This window comes from Neptuniibacter caesariensis (assembly GCF_000153345.1).
Lineage (GTDB): Bacteria > Pseudomonadota > Gammaproteobacteria > Pseudomonadales > Balneatricaceae > Neptuniibacter > Neptuniibacter caesariensis.
Genome location: NZ_CH724125.1, coordinates 1,383,646 through 1,400,613 on the forward strand (window position 1 = coordinate 1,383,646; position 16,968 = coordinate 1,400,613).

Annotated in this window: 17 protein-coding genes; 5 read left to right on the top strand and 12 right to left on the bottom strand. The window is 45.9% G+C overall.

Annotated features, from left to right (window positions below; translation table 11 throughout):
• Positions 1 to 19: 19 nt before the first annotated feature.
• The 5 genes from MED92_RS06530 to MED92_RS06550 form a co-directional block, all read right to left on the bottom strand.
• A complete protein-coding gene (locus MED92_RS06530) occupies positions 20 to 952 on the bottom strand; it encodes a nucleoside recognition domain-containing protein (RefSeq protein ID WP_007020725.1) in 933 nt (310 codons plus the stop codon).
• Between the two features lie 103 nt (positions 953 to 1,055).
• Positions 1,056 to 1,601, bottom strand: coding sequence for a DUF3299 domain-containing protein (locus MED92_RS06535; protein ID WP_007020726.1), 546 nt, complete (start codon positions 1,599 to 1,601; stop codon positions 1,056 to 1,058).
• 4 nt (positions 1,602 to 1,605) lie between these two features.
• Positions 1,606 to 2,865: an ABC transporter permease gene (locus MED92_RS06540; protein ID WP_007020727.1), complete on the bottom strand. Its 1,260-nt coding sequence runs from the start codon at positions 2,863 to 2,865 to the stop codon at positions 1,606 to 1,608.
• Entirely contained in the window at positions 2,862 to 3,566 is a 705-nt protein-coding gene (locus MED92_RS06545; RefSeq protein WP_007020728.1) for an ABC transporter ATP-binding protein, read from the bottom strand. The genes MED92_RS06540 and MED92_RS06545 overlap by 4 nt, the downstream gene beginning before the upstream one ends.
• 18 nt (positions 3,567 to 3,584) lie before the next feature.
• Positions 3,585 to 4,292, bottom strand: coding sequence for a ZrgA family zinc uptake protein (locus MED92_RS06550; RefSeq protein ID WP_040661620.1), 708 nt, complete (start codon positions 4,290 to 4,292; stop codon positions 3,585 to 3,587).
• 236 nt (positions 4,293 to 4,528) lie between these two features.
• Between MED92_RS06550 and MED92_RS06555 the strand changes: the two genes are divergently transcribed.
• Entirely contained in the window at positions 4,529 to 5,686 is a 1,158-nt protein-coding gene (locus tag MED92_RS06555) for a diguanylate cyclase (protein WP_007020730.1), read from the top strand.
• Here the strand turns inward: MED92_RS06555 and MED92_RS06560 are convergent.
• Positions 5,667 to 7,079 (bottom strand): aminotransferase-like domain-containing protein, encoded by a 1,413-nt coding sequence (locus MED92_RS06560; protein ID WP_040662302.1) that lies wholly within the window; start codon positions 7,077 to 7,079, stop codon positions 5,667 to 5,669. The genes MED92_RS06555 and MED92_RS06560 overlap by 20 nt on opposite strands.
• A 103-nt stretch (positions 7,080 to 7,182) precedes the next feature.
• On the opposite strand from MED92_RS06560, the gene ccoG reads away from it, so the two are divergent.
• Entirely contained in the window at positions 7,183 to 8,592 is a 1,410-nt protein-coding gene (ccoG, locus tag MED92_RS06565; protein ID WP_007020732.1) for a cytochrome c oxidase accessory protein CcoG, read from the top strand.
• 115 nt (positions 8,593 to 8,707) lie between these two features.
• On the opposite strand, the gene MED92_RS18825 is transcribed toward ccoG, so the two are convergent.
• The gene (locus MED92_RS18825) at positions 8,708 to 8,965 is read right to left on the bottom strand and encodes a GIY-YIG nuclease family protein (RefSeq protein ID WP_007020733.1); all 258 of its coding nucleotides are present in this window, start codon (positions 8,963 to 8,965) and stop codon (positions 8,708 to 8,710) included.
• Positions 8,966 to 9,327: 362 nt separating this feature from the next.
• Positions 9,328 to 10,248, bottom strand: a complete 921-nt coding sequence (locus MED92_RS06570; RefSeq protein ID WP_007020734.1) for an AraC family transcriptional regulator — start codon at positions 10,246 to 10,248, stop codon at positions 9,328 to 9,330.
• A gap of 115 nt (positions 10,249 to 10,363) precedes the next feature.
• Between MED92_RS06570 and MED92_RS06575 the strand changes: the two genes are divergently transcribed.
• The 3 genes from MED92_RS06575 (at position 10,364) to MED92_RS06585 (ending at position 12,415) form a co-directional block, all read left to right on the top strand.
• Complete coding sequence (locus MED92_RS06575; RefSeq protein WP_007020735.1) at positions 10,364 to 10,744, top strand: hypothetical protein; 381 nt, start codon at positions 10,364 to 10,366, stop codon at positions 10,742 to 10,744.
• Between the two features lie 45 nt (positions 10,745 to 10,789).
• Complete coding sequence (gene grxC, locus MED92_RS06580) at positions 10,790 to 11,023, top strand: glutaredoxin 3 (protein ID WP_007020736.1); 234 nt, start codon at positions 10,790 to 10,792, stop codon at positions 11,021 to 11,023.
• 66 nt (positions 11,024 to 11,089) lie between these two features.
• Positions 11,090 to 12,415 (top strand): prolyl hydroxylase family protein, encoded by a 1,326-nt coding sequence (locus tag MED92_RS06585; protein WP_007020737.1) that lies wholly within the window; start codon positions 11,090 to 11,092, stop codon positions 12,413 to 12,415.
• Between the two features lie 45 nt (positions 12,416 to 12,460).
• Here the strand turns inward: MED92_RS06585 and MED92_RS19125 are convergent, their stop codons facing one another.
• The 4 genes from MED92_RS19125 to MED92_RS06605 all read right to left on the bottom strand — a co-directional run bounded on the left by MED92_RS19125 (position 12,461) and on the right by MED92_RS06605 (position 16,907).
• Positions 12,461 to 13,987 (bottom strand): hypothetical protein, encoded by a 1,527-nt coding sequence (locus tag MED92_RS19125; protein WP_202899532.1) that lies wholly within the window; start codon positions 13,985 to 13,987, stop codon positions 12,461 to 12,463.
• A 320-nt stretch (positions 13,988 to 14,307) separates the two neighbouring features.
• Entirely contained in the window at positions 14,308 to 14,943 is a 636-nt protein-coding gene (gene nth, locus MED92_RS06595) for an endonuclease III (RefSeq protein ID WP_007020740.1), read from the bottom strand.
• Between the two features lie 18 nt (positions 14,944 to 14,961).
• Positions 14,962 to 15,930, bottom strand: coding sequence for a sensor domain-containing diguanylate cyclase (locus MED92_RS06600; protein ID WP_007020741.1), 969 nt, complete (start codon positions 15,928 to 15,930; stop codon positions 14,962 to 14,964).
• Positions 15,930 to 16,907: a response regulator gene (locus MED92_RS06605; protein WP_007020742.1), complete on the bottom strand. Its 978-nt coding sequence runs from the start codon at positions 16,905 to 16,907 to the stop codon at positions 15,930 to 15,932. Before MED92_RS06605 ends, MED92_RS06600 begins: the two co-directional genes overlap by 1 nt.
• Positions 16,908 to 16,968: the final 61 nt, after the last annotated feature.

The following is a 16,968-nucleotide window of genomic DNA, read 5'->3' on the forward strand; positions in this document are numbered from 1 at the left end:
GTTTACAGCGCTGTTCAGATCAGAAGATTAGCAGGTGCATTACGCCACGGAGTAACATCCCGAAAAGCCCGCCATACACCGCGAAGCGTACCACCTGCCCTACCCGTTTACCCGCGGCGGCAAAAACAGCAACGCCAACGATATCCAAGGGGTTGGTAGCAAAGCCCGCCATACGATTTAGCTCATTGGCCGTGATCGCCCCTTGATTGATCAGGTCGATAGTCACCCCCATATAAGCTGTACCGCCAGCAATGAACTTGGTCACTAAGGGAAGGACAGTCGCTTCAGGCAATCCAACTAACGCCAAAGCAGGCGCTAGAGCACTACTTAGTAGTCCTATTGCTCCAGTTTCTTTGAGGACATTCACTAAAAAAATCGCCAAAATGAGCATTGGAAGCATATCGAAAACAAGTTGCATCCCCTCTTTACCGCCTGCACCCAATATCTGAATCACGGTTTTTTTCTCTTCGGGTTGGCGCGCGACTTCAATCTCTTTAGCTTCAGGCTCCTGAATATGCCGAGTCAGTAAATAGTAAGTAAAGGCAGCAGCGGCTAAACCACCGATGATCGAAGTGATAAGGGTAACCCCAAGATTAAGCCCTACAGCACTCAAAGGGAATGTCGCATTGGCTTGGGACATCGCAAGTACCATCGCTAAAGTCGCCGCGATATAACGTTGCGAAGTACCATTTTTGTCCATTAACGCGAAAGTGGCGACCGGTGCGATGAAGCTAACAAAAAGCATTTTCAACATCGCGAAAATGCCTAACCCCGGTATACCAAAGATTCTTGAGACAGGAGCAAGCAGGTTGGAGATCCAGCTGAGTACCCCTTTAGCATCGAGAAGCTTCATCAACGCAAGCATCACGACCATGATAGGAAGCAGTATGTACAGGCCCATATCCAGACCCGCACGTCCGGAATCGAGTATAAGGGTGACTAACTGCTCCACTGTCTGCTCCTAGCAAATTAAACGAGGTTTAATTCTATCGAGCGAGAAAAAGCTAAGCTAGCGCTTTTATAATCTTTATTTCTATTGGTATGACCAATAATTACTAAAGTTCATAAGGCGCGATCTGGAAAGCTTCCATGCTGTAACCGGAAGTCGCCATATCGGTACTGACAGTCTCGGTTTTCAGCCGCCCTGTTACCCAAATTGCATCGTATAGGTTTTCAACCTTGGTACCTGGCTCAAAACGTACATAGATAATCTGATTTGAAGGTGGGGGTGGCACATGGATACAGGCCCCAAAATAGGGGACCAGGAAGAATTCGGTTACATTAAGCCCATCAGATTCCATTGGCACTACATAGCCTGGCACCTTGATCATTTTTCCATCTAACTCTGGGATCACGGGCGCCGACTGCATCGCCACCATCATTTCATCCAAGAGCTTCTGCGCACGTGGATCAAAATCGTCGATCATCGCCAGTTCATCGGATTGCTTAAAGATGCTTTCCAATGAGAAATCCGCAGGCATCAATTGATCCCACTCCATCTCCTCAACTGGTTGGCCATTCAGCATATTTTCTGTAGCTGAAGCAAAAGACGGCATTAACACCATCAGCATTAACACACAGCGGATTACCAATACTTTCATTTCTCTAAAGCCTTATCGCCATACCATCGATCAAAGATTGTTTATACGCTCGAATACCGGGTATCACCCCAACACAACTACCCGCTAACATCAGTATACCTAAAAGCTGCCACTGCCAAAGAGTTAACGGTTGAACGATTAAACGGAATCCCCATTCAGACTGGATCCACGGCGATAAAGTTCCCAAAGAAAGATAAAGTAACGCGACGCCAAATAAGACGCTTAAACAAGTTAAGAGTGAAGACTCGATCACAAGGAGCAGGAGAATATGCATCGGCCTCGCGCCGACCGATCGCAGAATAGCCATCTCTCGTCTTCTCTCATTGAGTGAAGTTAACATCAGGGCCAAGAGCCCGATAAAACTGGACAGGGCCACCAGCGCCGAAACAAACATCAGCGCTTTCTCCGCGAGACTAAACATCTGCCAAAGCTCTTGCAAAGCTAAGCCAGGTAAAATCGCCTGCAAAGGTTCAGATCGGTAGTTATTAATAGATCGCTGCAGGTGAAACACACTTAGGCGCGATTTTAACCCCAGCATAAAAGCAGTGATCTGCTTAGGTTTCAGGTCCATCCCCAGTGCTTGTTCTGCACTGATGTTAAGTCCTGGAATTTTAGTCCCGGCCTTCCAGTCAACATGGATCGCTTCAATGGCTTCAAGGCTGACATGCAATGTTCTATCAACCGGCGTACCTGTCGGTTTCAATATACCGCTCACCACAAAGGGCTTATCACCATGCTCGACAAGTGCAGCATTACCCATGCCATGGGCAATAACAATCGAATCCCCCAACTTATAATTTAGCGCCTTTGCGACCTCCGCCCCGAGAACCACATCAAACAGCCCGGCAAAGGGTTTACCTTTAGCAAAATCCAGATTTTGTTTTTTCCCATAACGGTAATGCGTAAAGTACGTCTGACTCGTGCCCAGTACCCGATATCCTTTATGGGAATCTCCCAGCGATAGCGGGATACTCCAATCTACTTTGGGGTGTTTTGATATCTCCTGGTAACTTTGCCAGGAGATATTATTTGTTGCATTTCCTATACGAAAAACTGAATAAAGCAGTAGATTAATCTGTCCACTGCGCGCGCCTACGACCAGATCGGTACCGGACACCGTCGATGAAAAACTGTCTTTGACCTGATGCCGAACCATATCGACCGCTAAAAGCAGAAAAACACTGATACTGATAGAGGCTAAGATCAGCAGCAATGTCGCTTTTCGGTTTAATAAACTAAGCCAGGTAAGGCGCAAAAGGATCATATGCAAAACCCTCCCGCCGGATTGGGTTGCAATACTTCTACTCGGGAAAAATGCTTTTTGAGCGATTCATCATGGCTAACAAACAGCAATGTGGAATGGTGCCGTTCACATTGCTGACTCAGCAACTCGATAAACCGATCACGATGCTCTGTATCCAACGCCGATGTAGGTTCATCTGCGATAATCAAATTAGGCTGTCCGATCAATGCTCTCGCTAAGGCAACACGTTGTTGCTGCCCCGTCGAAAGCTCTCGCACTGAGCGATTCAGGAGTTCTGTGGAATCCAGCCCCAGCTCTGCAAGTAACTCAATAGCCGCTTGCTCTAATGAGCCATAGTTTTCTTTGGCCTTAAGCAAACGTCGCCTAGAAAAGCGGCAAGGCAACGTGACATTTTCCACCAGATTAAGGTAAGGAAGTAGATTGAATTGCTGGAAAATCACCCCCAGGCGATCAGCACGAAAGTGATCCGCCTGACTTGAGGATAGATGGCCTATATTTTTACCCAAGATATTGATCGTTCCGGAATCCGGTTTAATCATGCCTCCTAGTAGATTAAGGAGTGTACTTTTGCCACTCCCAGAGCGTCCCTTGATGAACACCCTCTCACCTGATTGTATAGCAAGCTGCGGTATTTGAAGTGTTAACGCTTCTTTTTTCCAAGCGAATGATAAACTTTCAATTTCTATCGCAGCTTGCGACATCAGACCTTCCTTTAGATATTAAAGATCTATAGACCAGTTATTCTGAGTTAGTTCAACCTGGCGAGCGCCTTTCTCGGTGAGTAGATTAACATGAAGTGATTCCATTCCCGGGAATTTAGTGAAGAAATCCAGTTTCACGCTATTCAAGTTAGCAGGCTTAACACACTTGAACGTATAGTGAGCGTGGATATCACGGTGCTCTCCGTGTTCGCCTTCTTCGTGCTCATGATGCTCATGCTCTTTGTGGGCATGTTCTTCATGATCGTGCTTTTCGTGGTCATGATCTTTGTGACCGTGTTCTTCATGATCGTGCTTATCGTGGTCATGATCTTTGTGAGCATGTTCTTCATGTTCGTGCTTATCGTGATCATGCTTATCATGGTCATGAGCCTCTTCATCGCCATGCTCTTCGCCCAGGTGCACATCGACTTCATCAAGCATACATACAGCAGAATCAGGCAATTGAACCCGCGTATAAGCATCTTGAAGCGCCTTTTGAGCGTTGCTTAATATCGCTTTATCTTCATCGGAGGTAGCTTCATGCTCAAAGCCCGCAATATTGGCTAATGGCGACTTCAGAACCAATTCGATGACATTACCTTCAATGGCAACATTCATTTCAGCTTCACCATGAACATGGGCTTCATGCTGACGCTCATAAGCCGTTGCATTTGTTGCACAGATCGCCGCAACCAATAGAGATGATTTGAAAAGAGAATTAGACATGACCATTCCAATAAAAGTTATAATATAACAACAAATATATCAGTACTTATCCTCCCAATCCACAATCAATCATCTATGAATTCAGAGCTTGCCAAGCATCAATTCCAGAGGCCCCATATCCTTCTGATTATTGATGCTAATCAAGGCTCATGGACTATTATGGAGTAAGGTGAAAGTAGGAGTGTAGCGCAGGGATGTCGCAGTTGCCGCGTATGCTGTCGCGGCGGAGTTGTGCTATGAAAATCTCGCTAAGTTCCGACATCGGTAAGCAACTGGGTCTAATGACATTCATTGGCCTGGTCAGTATGCTGCTGCTTTCATACCTCTTTTATCAAGCGTTTAGTGATACCTACTATCAGGAACAACGTAATCAATCCCGACACCTAACCTCTGTCGCCTCTTCAATTGTAGAGAGCTTCCATAAAAAAAGTATGCAGGGAGAGCTCACAGAAGATGAAGCAAAACAGCTTTCATTACATGCCCTTCGCAACGCACGTTACGATATAGACGGCTATTTCTGGATCAATCACACCAACGGCAGGATGGTGATGCATCCAGTGATGCCCGATCTGGACAATACCGATGTCAGACCAGTTCAGGACAGCAATGGTCTATACCTTTTCCAAAAGTTTACTGAAACGGCGCAACAGGGAGGTGGCTGGGTAGACTACCTGTGGCCGAAGCCCGGTGACCGTTCTACTCATATTGAAAAAGTATCTTATGTTTCGCTGTTTGAACCCTGGGACTGGGTGATAGGAACAGGCCTCTACCTGGATGATCTGGATGCTAAGAAAAACCAGATCTTTATACAGTCTGCCGAGTTAATTGCTGCGGCTGTGCTTATTATGACAATAATTTCGGTAGTGATGGCTAAAAGAAGCACCTCTACTATCCGCAACATGGCAATCAGAGATCCGCTAACACAGTTGTATACTCGTCGTTATCTAAATGAAAGCGAAGACAGTTTTGTTCGCGAGGACAATCGGAATCAGTTTAACCATCTATATATTGTCTTCCTTGATATCGACTTCTTTAAACAGGTTAATGATACCTATGGCCATATGGTAGGTGATCAGGTATTAAGCAAAGTCGGCGAAGTACTAAGAACCCATACCCGAGCTCAGGACCTTTGTGTCCGTTATGGCGGAGAGGAGTTTGTTGTCATGACGTTGGCAAATTCTGATGAGCCCGTACTGAAGCTAACGGAAAGGCTGCGCAAACATACCCACGAATTAACTTTTGCTGAGGGCCAGCAAATCACTTTAAGTGCGGGAATTGCCCGCCGTGAAGTCGATGAATCATTTGCCCATGTACTGCAAAGAGCTGATCAGAATCTATATGAAGCTAAACAAACTGGCCGGGATAGAATTATATTCAATGACCCGCCTTTATAATCTCAGCCAAGCGGATAAGCGCTTTTACCCGGGGTCCTGACCAATTATGCGCAAAGCTCAGACGCAAACAGTTCTTAAAACGGTCCTGCGCAGTAAACAAGTTCCCCGGCGTAATCAATATTCCTTCTGAGCGGGCCTGAAGGTAACATTCGTTCAAATCATATCTATCCTCTAACTCTACCCACAAGGCAATCCCCCCTTGGGGCTGACTAACACGTACCTCTCCCAAGGGAGTCCAGTACTGATCTAACAAGGCAATCAACTGATCGCGTTGCTGCTGCAATAGAAACTTTTGCTTTCGCAGATGTTTGTCATAACTTCCGTCAGCAATAAAGTCGACCAAGCCTCGTTGAACGAATTTACAAACCGCCAACAGATTAATCATCTTTAAACGTCGCAACTGCCTGAACTGCTCTGTTACCACCCAGCCCATCCGGACATCACGACTCAGTGCCTTTGAAAAAGAGCCACAAAGAATCACCTTCCCCTGACGATCAAGCTGTTTGAGGGGGGGGATGCGCTGGGAAAAGCTCAGATCACCGTAGATATCATCTTCGATAACCATAAAGTCTTTTTCCTCTGACAACGCAAGCAACTGATGTCTTTGTGCAATAGGTAAACAAGCGCCTGTGGGGGTCGCAAAAGATGGCGTAACGACACAAGCTTTGATATTCCAGTTCTGTGCCGCCGTTTCAAGCGCGTTGATCGACATACCGTGCTGGGCCGATACGGGAATCTCCAGCACTTTCAGCCCCATACTTTCTATCAGTTGTAGCACACCATAAAAACCCGGTGATTCAACAGCCACAATATCTCCTGGCTGACAGCACATCTGCAGCGCAAGCGCCAAACCATGCTGACATCCTGCGCTCATAGTGACTTCTGACGAGGTAAAACGACAACCCAGTCGCTGATAGCGCTCCGCAATCTGTTCACGAATCTCGGCGACCCCAGCAGGCTCATCGTAGTATTGGTGGTCCGCTTCTTTCTGAGATCGCAAAGCCCTGGCTATGGATCGGTTAAGCTCAACAATTCCTGTCGGCAGATCACGACTGTGGCTACCTTGTGGCGCAATATCGAAAGCAGCGCTGTGCTCCATAATATCCCGCATCAGATCACTGGTATCCACCAACTGAGGCTCACTATGAACCAGCGATTCTGAGGGGATAGGTCGGTTAGTCCCCTGCCCTACGACATAGAAACCTGATTTAAACCGTGCTTCTATCAAGCCTGCAGCTTCAAGGCGTTGATAGGCATGAATGACGGTGGCTTTGGATAAGCCAAGCTGTTCACACTGATAACGAATAGAAGGTAATTTGCTTCCGGCAGGTAGCCTGCCCTGAAGAATTTCCTGGGCAAGCTCGCGCTCAAGATTCTGATACAAATAATTCATAAGCCCCTCATCTGTACCCATTATAATTATTTTTTTTATCCCTGCCCCTATTTTCTGGTTCGTTTATAGTGAGCTCAGATCAGATTTGAGCCTGGTGAGCACTATGCAACAATCAACTAAAAGTGAAATTCCCTTAACGAATATTCACGAAGCCCCCCCATTGCCTGGAAATGGTAAATTTCATGTACGGCTTGTCGAAGGTTTCTACCAAAACCTGCGGCGTTTTATAAGTTGGCCGCTAATAGGCCTGTTTTTTGCCATGGTTTGGTTCAAGATAGGTGACCGTCCAGCCGTATTGTTCGACTTTGAATCCCACAGAATTTTCCTCTTTACACTGGAACTTTCCTGGTATGACTTACCCATTCTGGCCGGCCTCTTAATTGCTGGCGCCAGCCTACTCTTCTTTATGGCCGTTGGCTGGGGGCGAGTATGGTGTGGGTTTGCATGCCCTCAATCTATATGGACTTGGTTATTCATAAGGTTGGAGGATCTGACTGAAGGAAAAGCGGCTTTCAGAGCCAAAAATGAAAATCGTCCTTTAACTGGCATCCGACTGTTACGCAGAGTATTGAAGCACCTAAGCTGGGGGTTACTCTCGCTGGCGACAGCGATCACCTTTAGTGCGTATTTTGTACCTGTAGAGAAACTGCTCTCTGACCTTATCAACATTGAAGCATCACTCTTTACGCTGTCGTGGATCACCACCATGGCCCTGCTAACTTATCTGAATGCAGGCCTTGTACGGGAAAAAGTATGTCTTCATATGTGCCCTTATTCGCGTTTTCAGGGTGTAATGTTTGATCCAGACACGCGAACAGTTACCTATGATGCTGTACGTGGCGAACCTCGCCGTGGCCTGAAAGATGGTTCAAGCACAGGCGGGGATTGTGTTGATTGCGGTATCTGTGTTCAGGTTTGCCCCACCGGTATAGATATTCGTGACGGCTTACAGGCTGCCTGTATTGATTGCGCCGCCTGTATCGATGCATGCGACACGGTAATGAAGAAGATTGGAAAACCTACCGGGTTAATAGAATTTTATTCCGAGAAGGAACTGGCTCCACAAGGCAGAACTAATAATCAGTCAGTTGAGAGTCAAAGCTCTATCTTACGCGGCCGGCTGCTTGGCTATCTTTCAGTTCTGGTCATCACCGTATGGGGAGTTGCTTACGGTTTATCAAACAGCAAGAGCCTTCTGGTAGAAGTAGCAAGAGAGCGAGGGCAACTCTATCAACAGGTTGAAGACTCTATTTGTAATAGTTATCAGATAGAACTACAGGCTTTTGATAAAAACCTTCGCCAGGTTGAGATTGGCATTAAGGGTATGAATGAAAATATTCACTACCGGTTAATCGGTCCGGCACAAATCAACCTGATCGGTAAAAGTACACAAGCTATTTATCGCGTTTGTGCGCCGGTTAACGAACTCAATTCCAGAAATGAGATTGCTTTTACCTTTAGCAAAGGAAAGTTTAATGCGACGAAGAAAAGTACCTTTATCGCCCCCTCTTGATCATGCTTGATATCTGAGGGATCAGAACCTGCTATGAGAAAACAGCCCGGTGAACAAATGTTCGAGAGGGCCTGGCTGTTTCCTCAGCCTATGCCGGAGTCAATCTCCGGCCCTTTTATGATTCCTCAGAGACCAGTGCTAGCTTTTTCTTCCTTGAATAACGCTTAATCTGATACTCACGCTTTGTTGCATCAGATCGATTCTCGTGGGGCTCTGACCATACTATTTCCACAGGCCTTCTAACACGTGTGTATTTTGCGCCTCCCTGCAACTCGCCATTGTGCTCCCTTTCACGGCGTTTAAGCTCCGTCGTTACACCTGTGTACAAACTACTGTCGGCACAACGTACAATATAAACATACCACTTGGACATCAGCTAAAAACCACCCAATCACCGAACACATCGTCGGTGAATAAAACACGATTTATCACACCCTACGATCAGATGTAAGGACCCACTTATTCCACAGCGCCTATATTACAAGGCTGAAACAAAGGCTAATAAATAATCTTCAAACAAATAAAATCCACATACTAAACAGACTACTTCACTCATGTGGATAAATTTTAAACAATTCGTACCTGTCATTTCCATTTCAGCTTAACTTATTGAAATTTAAAAAATAAATCTCAAGCACAAGATTAGTACAAATTGCTGAACCTCTAGAAACTGCGCGGCTTTCAGGAATCTACCCAAAAGTTACCCCATAAGTTATCCACAGATATTTTGGATAACTACAATTGAGCTTGGCCATCCTGCCTGCGACCCTCTGAACGAACTGCGCCAGGTGCAGTACCGGTTACCTTTTTAAAAGCTTTACGGAACGCGACCTCAGATAGATACCCGCAGCGTTCAGCAATCTCAATAGTAGATAAATTTGTGCTGCGAAGTAGTTCCGTCGCTTGAAGCATTCGCCATTCTGAGAGATACGACATCGCGGTTTTCCCGGTAAGCGCTTTAAATTCAGACGCGAAAGCAGCTCGACTCATGCCTGCTTCTCTTGCTAATAACTCCAAACTCCATGCCTTTTCAGGCTGAGAATGTATCTGTGAAAGTGACAGGCCAATCCTGGGATGAAACAACGCCTTTAACAAGCCAGAACCTATATTGTCTAACTGACTACGCAAAATATGAATAAATAAAACATGTGTAAGATGGTTTACAGATTGCAGATACCCAGGACCGTGCTCTTCAAGTTCAGCGATCAGAAGCTGAAGAAGTGCACGCGTATTACCTAAACGACTGGTATCACTTAACTCCAGAACAACTGCGTCTGGAAGTTTATCCAGAATAGGCCAGGCTTCCTGACTTTCAAATTCAAAGAAACCGCATGCCAGGCCGGTTATCTGCCCGTCCCCCATATCTCCCTGATTATTAAGTGTTTCCTCAACTAATGCTGGTGTCGGGCACAGGCTCTCACTGCTTAAATAATGCGTTGTGTCTCTTGGGAACATGACCAAGTCCCCCGCACTGAGTAATCGAGGTTCCTGACCTTCAAGATGTAACCAGCTTCGCCCACTGTTTACCAAATGAAAAGGCACCTTCCGACTGCCTGATGTATCTACAGCCCAGCAACCCTGGAAATCTGCATGAACATAAATTTCCGCTTTCAGGCGTAACCATTTCAGAATATCACTAAGCGCATCAGTATTCATAATTATACGATCTGCAATTATTTTTATACTTTATAGCATAGTTCGTACAAATATTTCGATTTAAAGTTAGCTTACTTCTTCACAACTAATCCAAAGGGTAACCAAGGAGAGCCAAATGAAATTCATTAAACAGATGACATCAGTTTTTATTCTGATCAGCGCATTTATTACCGCACCATTTGCGAGTGCAGCCACTCCAGAGACACGTGCAGATGGCGTGACCGTTATACACCTGGACGAATACAGCGGTTACTTTTCCGCAAAAGAGACACTCGCCGGTTTGAAAGCTGGAGAGTACGAATTCGTTGTAACGAATAAATCTGACAAGTTAGTCGGCTTCCAGATTCAGAACTTCAAAACCCATGAAGGTCTGGATATGTTTCCCCTGGAACCAGGTGAGCAACGTATCTCGCGTGTAACCGTGACAACCGATGGTGTGCGCTTCCGCTGCCCAATCAATCCTACGCCTTGGTACGACATCGACGGCATTAATTAATCATGTCGGGCGGCTATTCAGTCGCCCCTTTTAGGAGAGAATGTCATGAAAGTAGAGATATACACAAAAGGTTATTGCCCCTATTGCCGGGCAGCAAAAAAGCTCCTTAAACAACTAAACTGGGAATATAAAGAATTTGAAATCACCAACCGGCCTGCTCTGCAGAAAGAGATGAAGTTACGTTCTCGCAGACATACGGTCCCACAAATTTTTATCAATAATCAGCATATTGGTGGTTTCGACGATTTTTCTGTGTTCCTCAGCAATAAAGTTTCCTGAAAGTTCACGCCAAAATCTAAACCCCTGCTAATCTGAAGTAAAGGCAAGCAAAACATATGTGAAATAATGAGCCATACCAAATTACCTAAAGATTGGCTGGACTGGGTAGAGATAAACATCCAGAGAGATTGCGATCGCTCTGGGATGATAGAGATATTGGTAGAACATGGATTTAGCTATGAAGCCGCCTCAGAAGCTGTTTTTTGCTCAGAGGCGACATCTCCTCCCCCCCCACTATTCATTCCCTGTGCTGAGAAAATAGATACCCATAAGGCAGAGGTTTTTTATGTAAACAATTTTCTCTCGCCAGAAGAATGCGCGCAGATGATTGAACTCATTCAACATCACCAAAGGCCGTCAACAACGACCAATGAAACCGGTCATTACAAACACTACCGAACCAGCAAGACCTGTGATCTAAGTCTCCTTGAATCTACATTTGTAGCAGAGATTGATCAGCGTATCTGTAAGATGCTAGGTATTGAACCTAGCTATTCAGAAGGCATCCAGGGCCAGTGGTATGATATCGGTGAAGAATTTAAACCCCATACCGATTACTTTGAGCCCAAATCAGATGAGTTTCTGGAACATGCAGAAGCACGTGGCCAGCGCACCTGGACTTTCATGATCTACCTCAACAACACTCAGGAAGGTGGGGGCACTTTTTTCCCAGAACTAGGGCAGCGTTTTTTGCCGTCTCAGGGCAAAGCCGTTATATGGAATAACTTAACCACTGACGGTTCTCCTAATCCTGCCACACTTCATCATGGAGAACCGGTGAAACGTGGTTACAAGGCAATTATCACTAAATGGTTTCGCTCTAAAGGAACGGCCGATTCAGCGCAAAATAGAGAAGCCAATGAAAATTTCCCATGCCATAGCCAGACAGGCTTTCTCAAAAGTGTTATTCCCGAGGCACTGTTTAGAAAGCTGTTAGTGTTTCACCATTCAAATCAAAATTCCGCCATAACGGAATCTGTACCTGGCTTTATTCACTCCAAAGAGGGTGAGGCGAGTAGTCTAATCACCCTTTCCGATGATATGAAAGAAGAGATTCACGCAACCCTGAAACCGATTGCTGAAGCGTGGAGCGGCTGCTTGCTTAAGCCGACTTTTGTTTACGGTATACGAGAATACCATCAAGGAGCTGTTTTAGAGATGCATCGGGACAGACTTAACACCCATGAAGTCAGCCTCATTCTCAACATTCAGCAGAAGACGCAAGAGGATTGGCCTCTTACCATCGAAGATCACTTTTATCGACAACATCAGATAACTATGCAACCAGGGCAAATGCTTTTGTACGAAGGCTGCAGATTGCTTCATGGCCGACCTACACCGCTTAAAGGTAGTATTTTCGCCAATATATTCGTCCATTATTCCGTTGAATAACAAAAAGGCACCTAAAGAGGTGCCTTTTCCCACCGGATCTCCTGATTAATCGGTGTCGAGTTCTGTCGCAAATGTAGTGATATGCTTACCATCAAATGAGGTGATATCAGGTCCATCTTTTTCGTAGAACTGCTTATTAATATCTGCAATACCGCCAATACCCTGGGCTTCTGATCCATAGAATGTTGCATCAACGGTACCACTGATTGTTCGTGTAAAGTCCTGATTACCGAAACTTACACTCAAATCGTTTGCAGAGATACTTGAAGAGGTAATGTTAGTCCCACTGATGGTACCTGTCGCCGTGAATCCGATATGCCCTATCACGGCTGCAGTTCCCAGATTTTCCGGACCAAATTGCAATTCACTTGTTGTATCTACACCTCCGTTGAATGTACCTGTCCATGTTTGCGCGGTGAAATTCAGGTTCAGTGTTACATCAGCACCAAACCCCGTTGCCCCGGTATAGGTTGCAGTTTTAACGGCAAGACTATCCACAAAACTGTTCAATTGAGCCTGGGTGGTTTCTACGCCGTAGACGAAGGTTCCCAAATGCCCATCGAATAGTATTCGATCATCATCATTAGGATTGCGAGTCTCCTGAGTCGTAAATGATCCATCCCTCCAGGTTCCCTGGAACATATACACATCACTGACATTTTCAGTGAACAACCCATATTGAGCTGGCACAGCGAGCGTACTTATCCTTCCATCACCTTGATCAATGCTCACCAACAACGTGCCGTTGGCGTCAGTAGTTGGTGGATCGACAAATTCCAGTGAGGTAATCGAGCCGCCCCCATTAGGATTAATCGTGAATGCTTTAATCGTAGCAAGAAGCAATTGAGCCTCTTCACTATTCAGCATCACTGTATATGTGCCTACTTTAGGATCTGACACATCCGTCGCGTTCTTAAAGCGTCCCTGACCCTGGCCCCTCGCACAACCAGTAGGGCTTGGATTAACACAGTCAATATTGTCATTACCCGCATAAACACTCGAGTAGCCACTCAGAGTTGGAGACGGCGTCGGTGTTGGCGTCGGTGTTGGCGTCGGTGTTGGCGTCGGTGTTGGCGTCGGTGTTGGCGTCGGTGTTGGCGTCGGTGTTGGCGTCGGTGTTGGCGTCGGTGTTGGCGTTGGTGTCGGCGTTGGTGTCGGCGTTGGCGTTGGTGTCGGCGTTGGTGTCGGCGTTGGTGTCGGCGTTGGTGTCGGCGTTGGTGTCGGCGTTGGTGTCGGCGTTGGTGTCGGCGTTGGTGTCGGCGTTGGTGTCGGCGTTGGTGTCGGTGTCGGTGTCGGTGTCGGTGTCGGCGTTGGAGGTTCTTCGTTAGGCGGTTCTTCATCCGGAGGGTCGTTTAATGCCAAACTATCATCTGGCAACACATACTCATCTCCAGCCTCACCCGCAAATGCCAGTGCTACTCCGCCTCCGGCAGGATCACCTGCTGCTGTAGCAAATGGCAACGCCCAGGGCCCCCACTCTGCAACTGAATCAGGTTTATCTGGATCATTATTTTTTGGGTACGCTGCTCCTTGTGCACCTGCTGAAGCAACCAACCCACTTATAGTTGCCACTATTATCTTCTTCTGAGACCACATAAACAGCCTCCATTTATTCGACTACATTATTTCCTTTTAAACAAAGGGTTAAACTTCAGAAAACCCAACTAAAAAAGGAAGAAGAAATTAACCGTTTAATATCAATAAATTAATAAAACAAAACGGAAATCCATACCGCTTAGGCACTAAGCCAAACAGACCTATTTAAACAGTATAGTTGTTCTTGAATAAGCAAACAGAAACCGCTGATTGTTTTTTAATCAACAAAAACACATAGGGAAGAGAAAAATTCATGCGGAGAAGTGGTTATGACATTTTGAGTAGGTCTTTACCGTCTAAAATTCGGTTTTTTCTTTAAACTCACACAGATCTTCAATCATACAAGATCCGCATTTAGGTTTACGGGCAACGCAGGTATATCGCCCATGCAAGATAAGCCAGTGATGCGCATCGATAAGAAATTCCTTAGGTACAAAACGTAGTAGCTTCTGCTCAACCTCATTTACATTCTTACCCGGGGCAATTTTAGTCCGGTTAGACACACGGAAAATATGTGTATCAACGGCCATTGCAGGTTGCCCAAATGCGGTGTTCAGCACCACATTTGCGGTCTTACGCCCAACACCAGGCAAAGCTTCTAAAGCTTCACGGCTATCAGGCACCTGCGAATCATGCTCATCGATGAGCATTTTGCAGGTCTTAATAACGTTTTCAGCCTTGGCATTGAATAAACCAATGGTTTTGATGTATTCCTTTAAGCCATCAACACCCAATGCGTAAATTGCTTCCGGTGTATTGGCTTTAGGATATAACTTACGTGTCGCCTTATTGACCCCGACATCCGTTGCCTGTGCCGAAAGGATAACAGCAATCAGTAGTTCAAATGGTGAGTCGTATTCCAGCTCTGTCGTTGGGTGTGGGTTATCTGCGCGCCAGCGCGAGAAAATCTCGTGACGTTTTTGCTTATTCATATTTAGTGAAAGTAACTGCTATTCGGACTCACCAAACAAAGTAACCCAATTACGGCCACTCTGTTTAGACTTATACAATGCCTGGTCTGACTGCTCCAGCCACTCTTTGGGGCTATCATGTTCATAAGTCAGTTCAGAGACACCAATACTGATAGTAAATTTCAGCTGATGCTCCCCGTAAGGCACCACCAGCGATTCAATACGCGCTCTCAGGCGCTCAGCGAAAATCATCGCGTTTTCACCATTAGTTCCGGTAAGAATAGCGCCGTATTCTTCACCGCCATAACGACCCAGGATATCCGTTTTACGAGCTTGCTCTCGCAAAGTATCTGCAACTACTCGAATCACTTCATCCCCAGCCTGATGCCCATAGGTGTCGTTAACTCGCTTGAAGTGATCGATATCAAACATGACTAGAGTACTGGTCATCTGACTACGGTTAAAACGCTCAAACTCATTATTCAAGCATTCTTCCCAGTAACCACGGTTAAATAATCCTGTTAAACGATCTTCACGGCTTAGCGCCTGTAGCTTTTTGTTCGCCTGCTGCAATTCCAACTGGCTGGTTACATTGTCGGTAACGTCGTAGATCAGAATACCGACATGATCAACCTCCCCCGTCGGAGAGGTTAAAGGCGTCAGGGTAATATTCTGATACATAAAAGGCGCCGAACCCGTAATCGGTCGGTTACTTTTAAAATGAAATAGATAGGGCCTCTGTTCCCACGAGGTATAAGCAGCGTTACGTAATAGAAATACAGAATCCAGCTTTTGCTGTAACCAACGCTGAGGTAGCTCAGGGAACAACTGGAATAAGATTTTCCCTTCAACATTCGATGAGGCAACCCCTGAGTGGTTCTCCATGAAACCATTCCAGAGTTTCACCACCCCTGCCCTGTCTACAACGATCAGGCCGACCTCAAGATGATGAACTAAACCCAGAGTCCAATGCAGCTCATCAATTTCTTCAAAGTTGTAGGAATTCATCAGAAATAACTCGCTATAGTTTTGAGCTTCGGTATTGAGTCCGGGGTAAAAGCCAATAACAGGTCACACTCAAAATCATATTCTTGAAGATGATATTTAATTCGAATAGTGAGTGTTTCAGAAAAATGTTCTGAAGAAGCATTCATGCCTGAATAGTTATGGATGATCGCAGGAGTCGCTTTACTTAAAGTTAGGTCTAATTGTTGAGCCAGGCTAGAAAGAAAAGCCCCTGTTAGTGCGTTTGATAAAGACATCAGTAGCTCTGACTTTTTATCACCACCGGATACCTCAGCTTCCATCAGCTTGGCGACTTTATTGAGCTCATCAGGTGGGAGCAGTAACAAAGCTTCACCTGCAACACCACCGCCAATAAACCCCTGACTGGTAATTTCTGCCCCACTACTACTTAACTCAAACAAAGTGCCGTGTATCTGTTCAGCGCTTTGCATCTTCACATAGGGAATCGGAAGGTGGACAAAGGTATTCAATAGCCGTGCAAGCATTTCACCGGCCTGCCCCATGGCGACATTGGAGATCTCTTGATAGTACTCCGGCAAAGCTAAGGCTTTTCCGTCATCTCCTGCATCGAAACTTACTCCCTCCATTTCACTGAGCAAGCCAAACTGTTTCAGAACCTCGGATATCGCTTCTGGAGAAGTCGGCTTTTTAATGAACTCTAGAGCACCAAGCTCGAGTACTCGCTGACGGGCTTCCGGCTGTACGTCACCTGACACAACGATCACCATCGCGGGAAGATCATCCTTGCGGATACGCTCCAACGCTTGATAACCGTCCATAATCGGCATGGTAAGGTCTAAGAAAAGGATATCGCCTTTGCCTGCCCGAATAGCTTCAAGGGCTTCAAGGCCATGTTCGGCAAATGTGACTTCAACATTCCAACCACGTAAAGCAGATGCCATCTGCTTACGGGCCATACGGGAATCATCACAAATAACAACAGGTACAGGCTTGCTCACAACGATCCTTACTACTCAGGATTCTAATCAGATACAAAAGCCTAAATGATGCACAGACAGA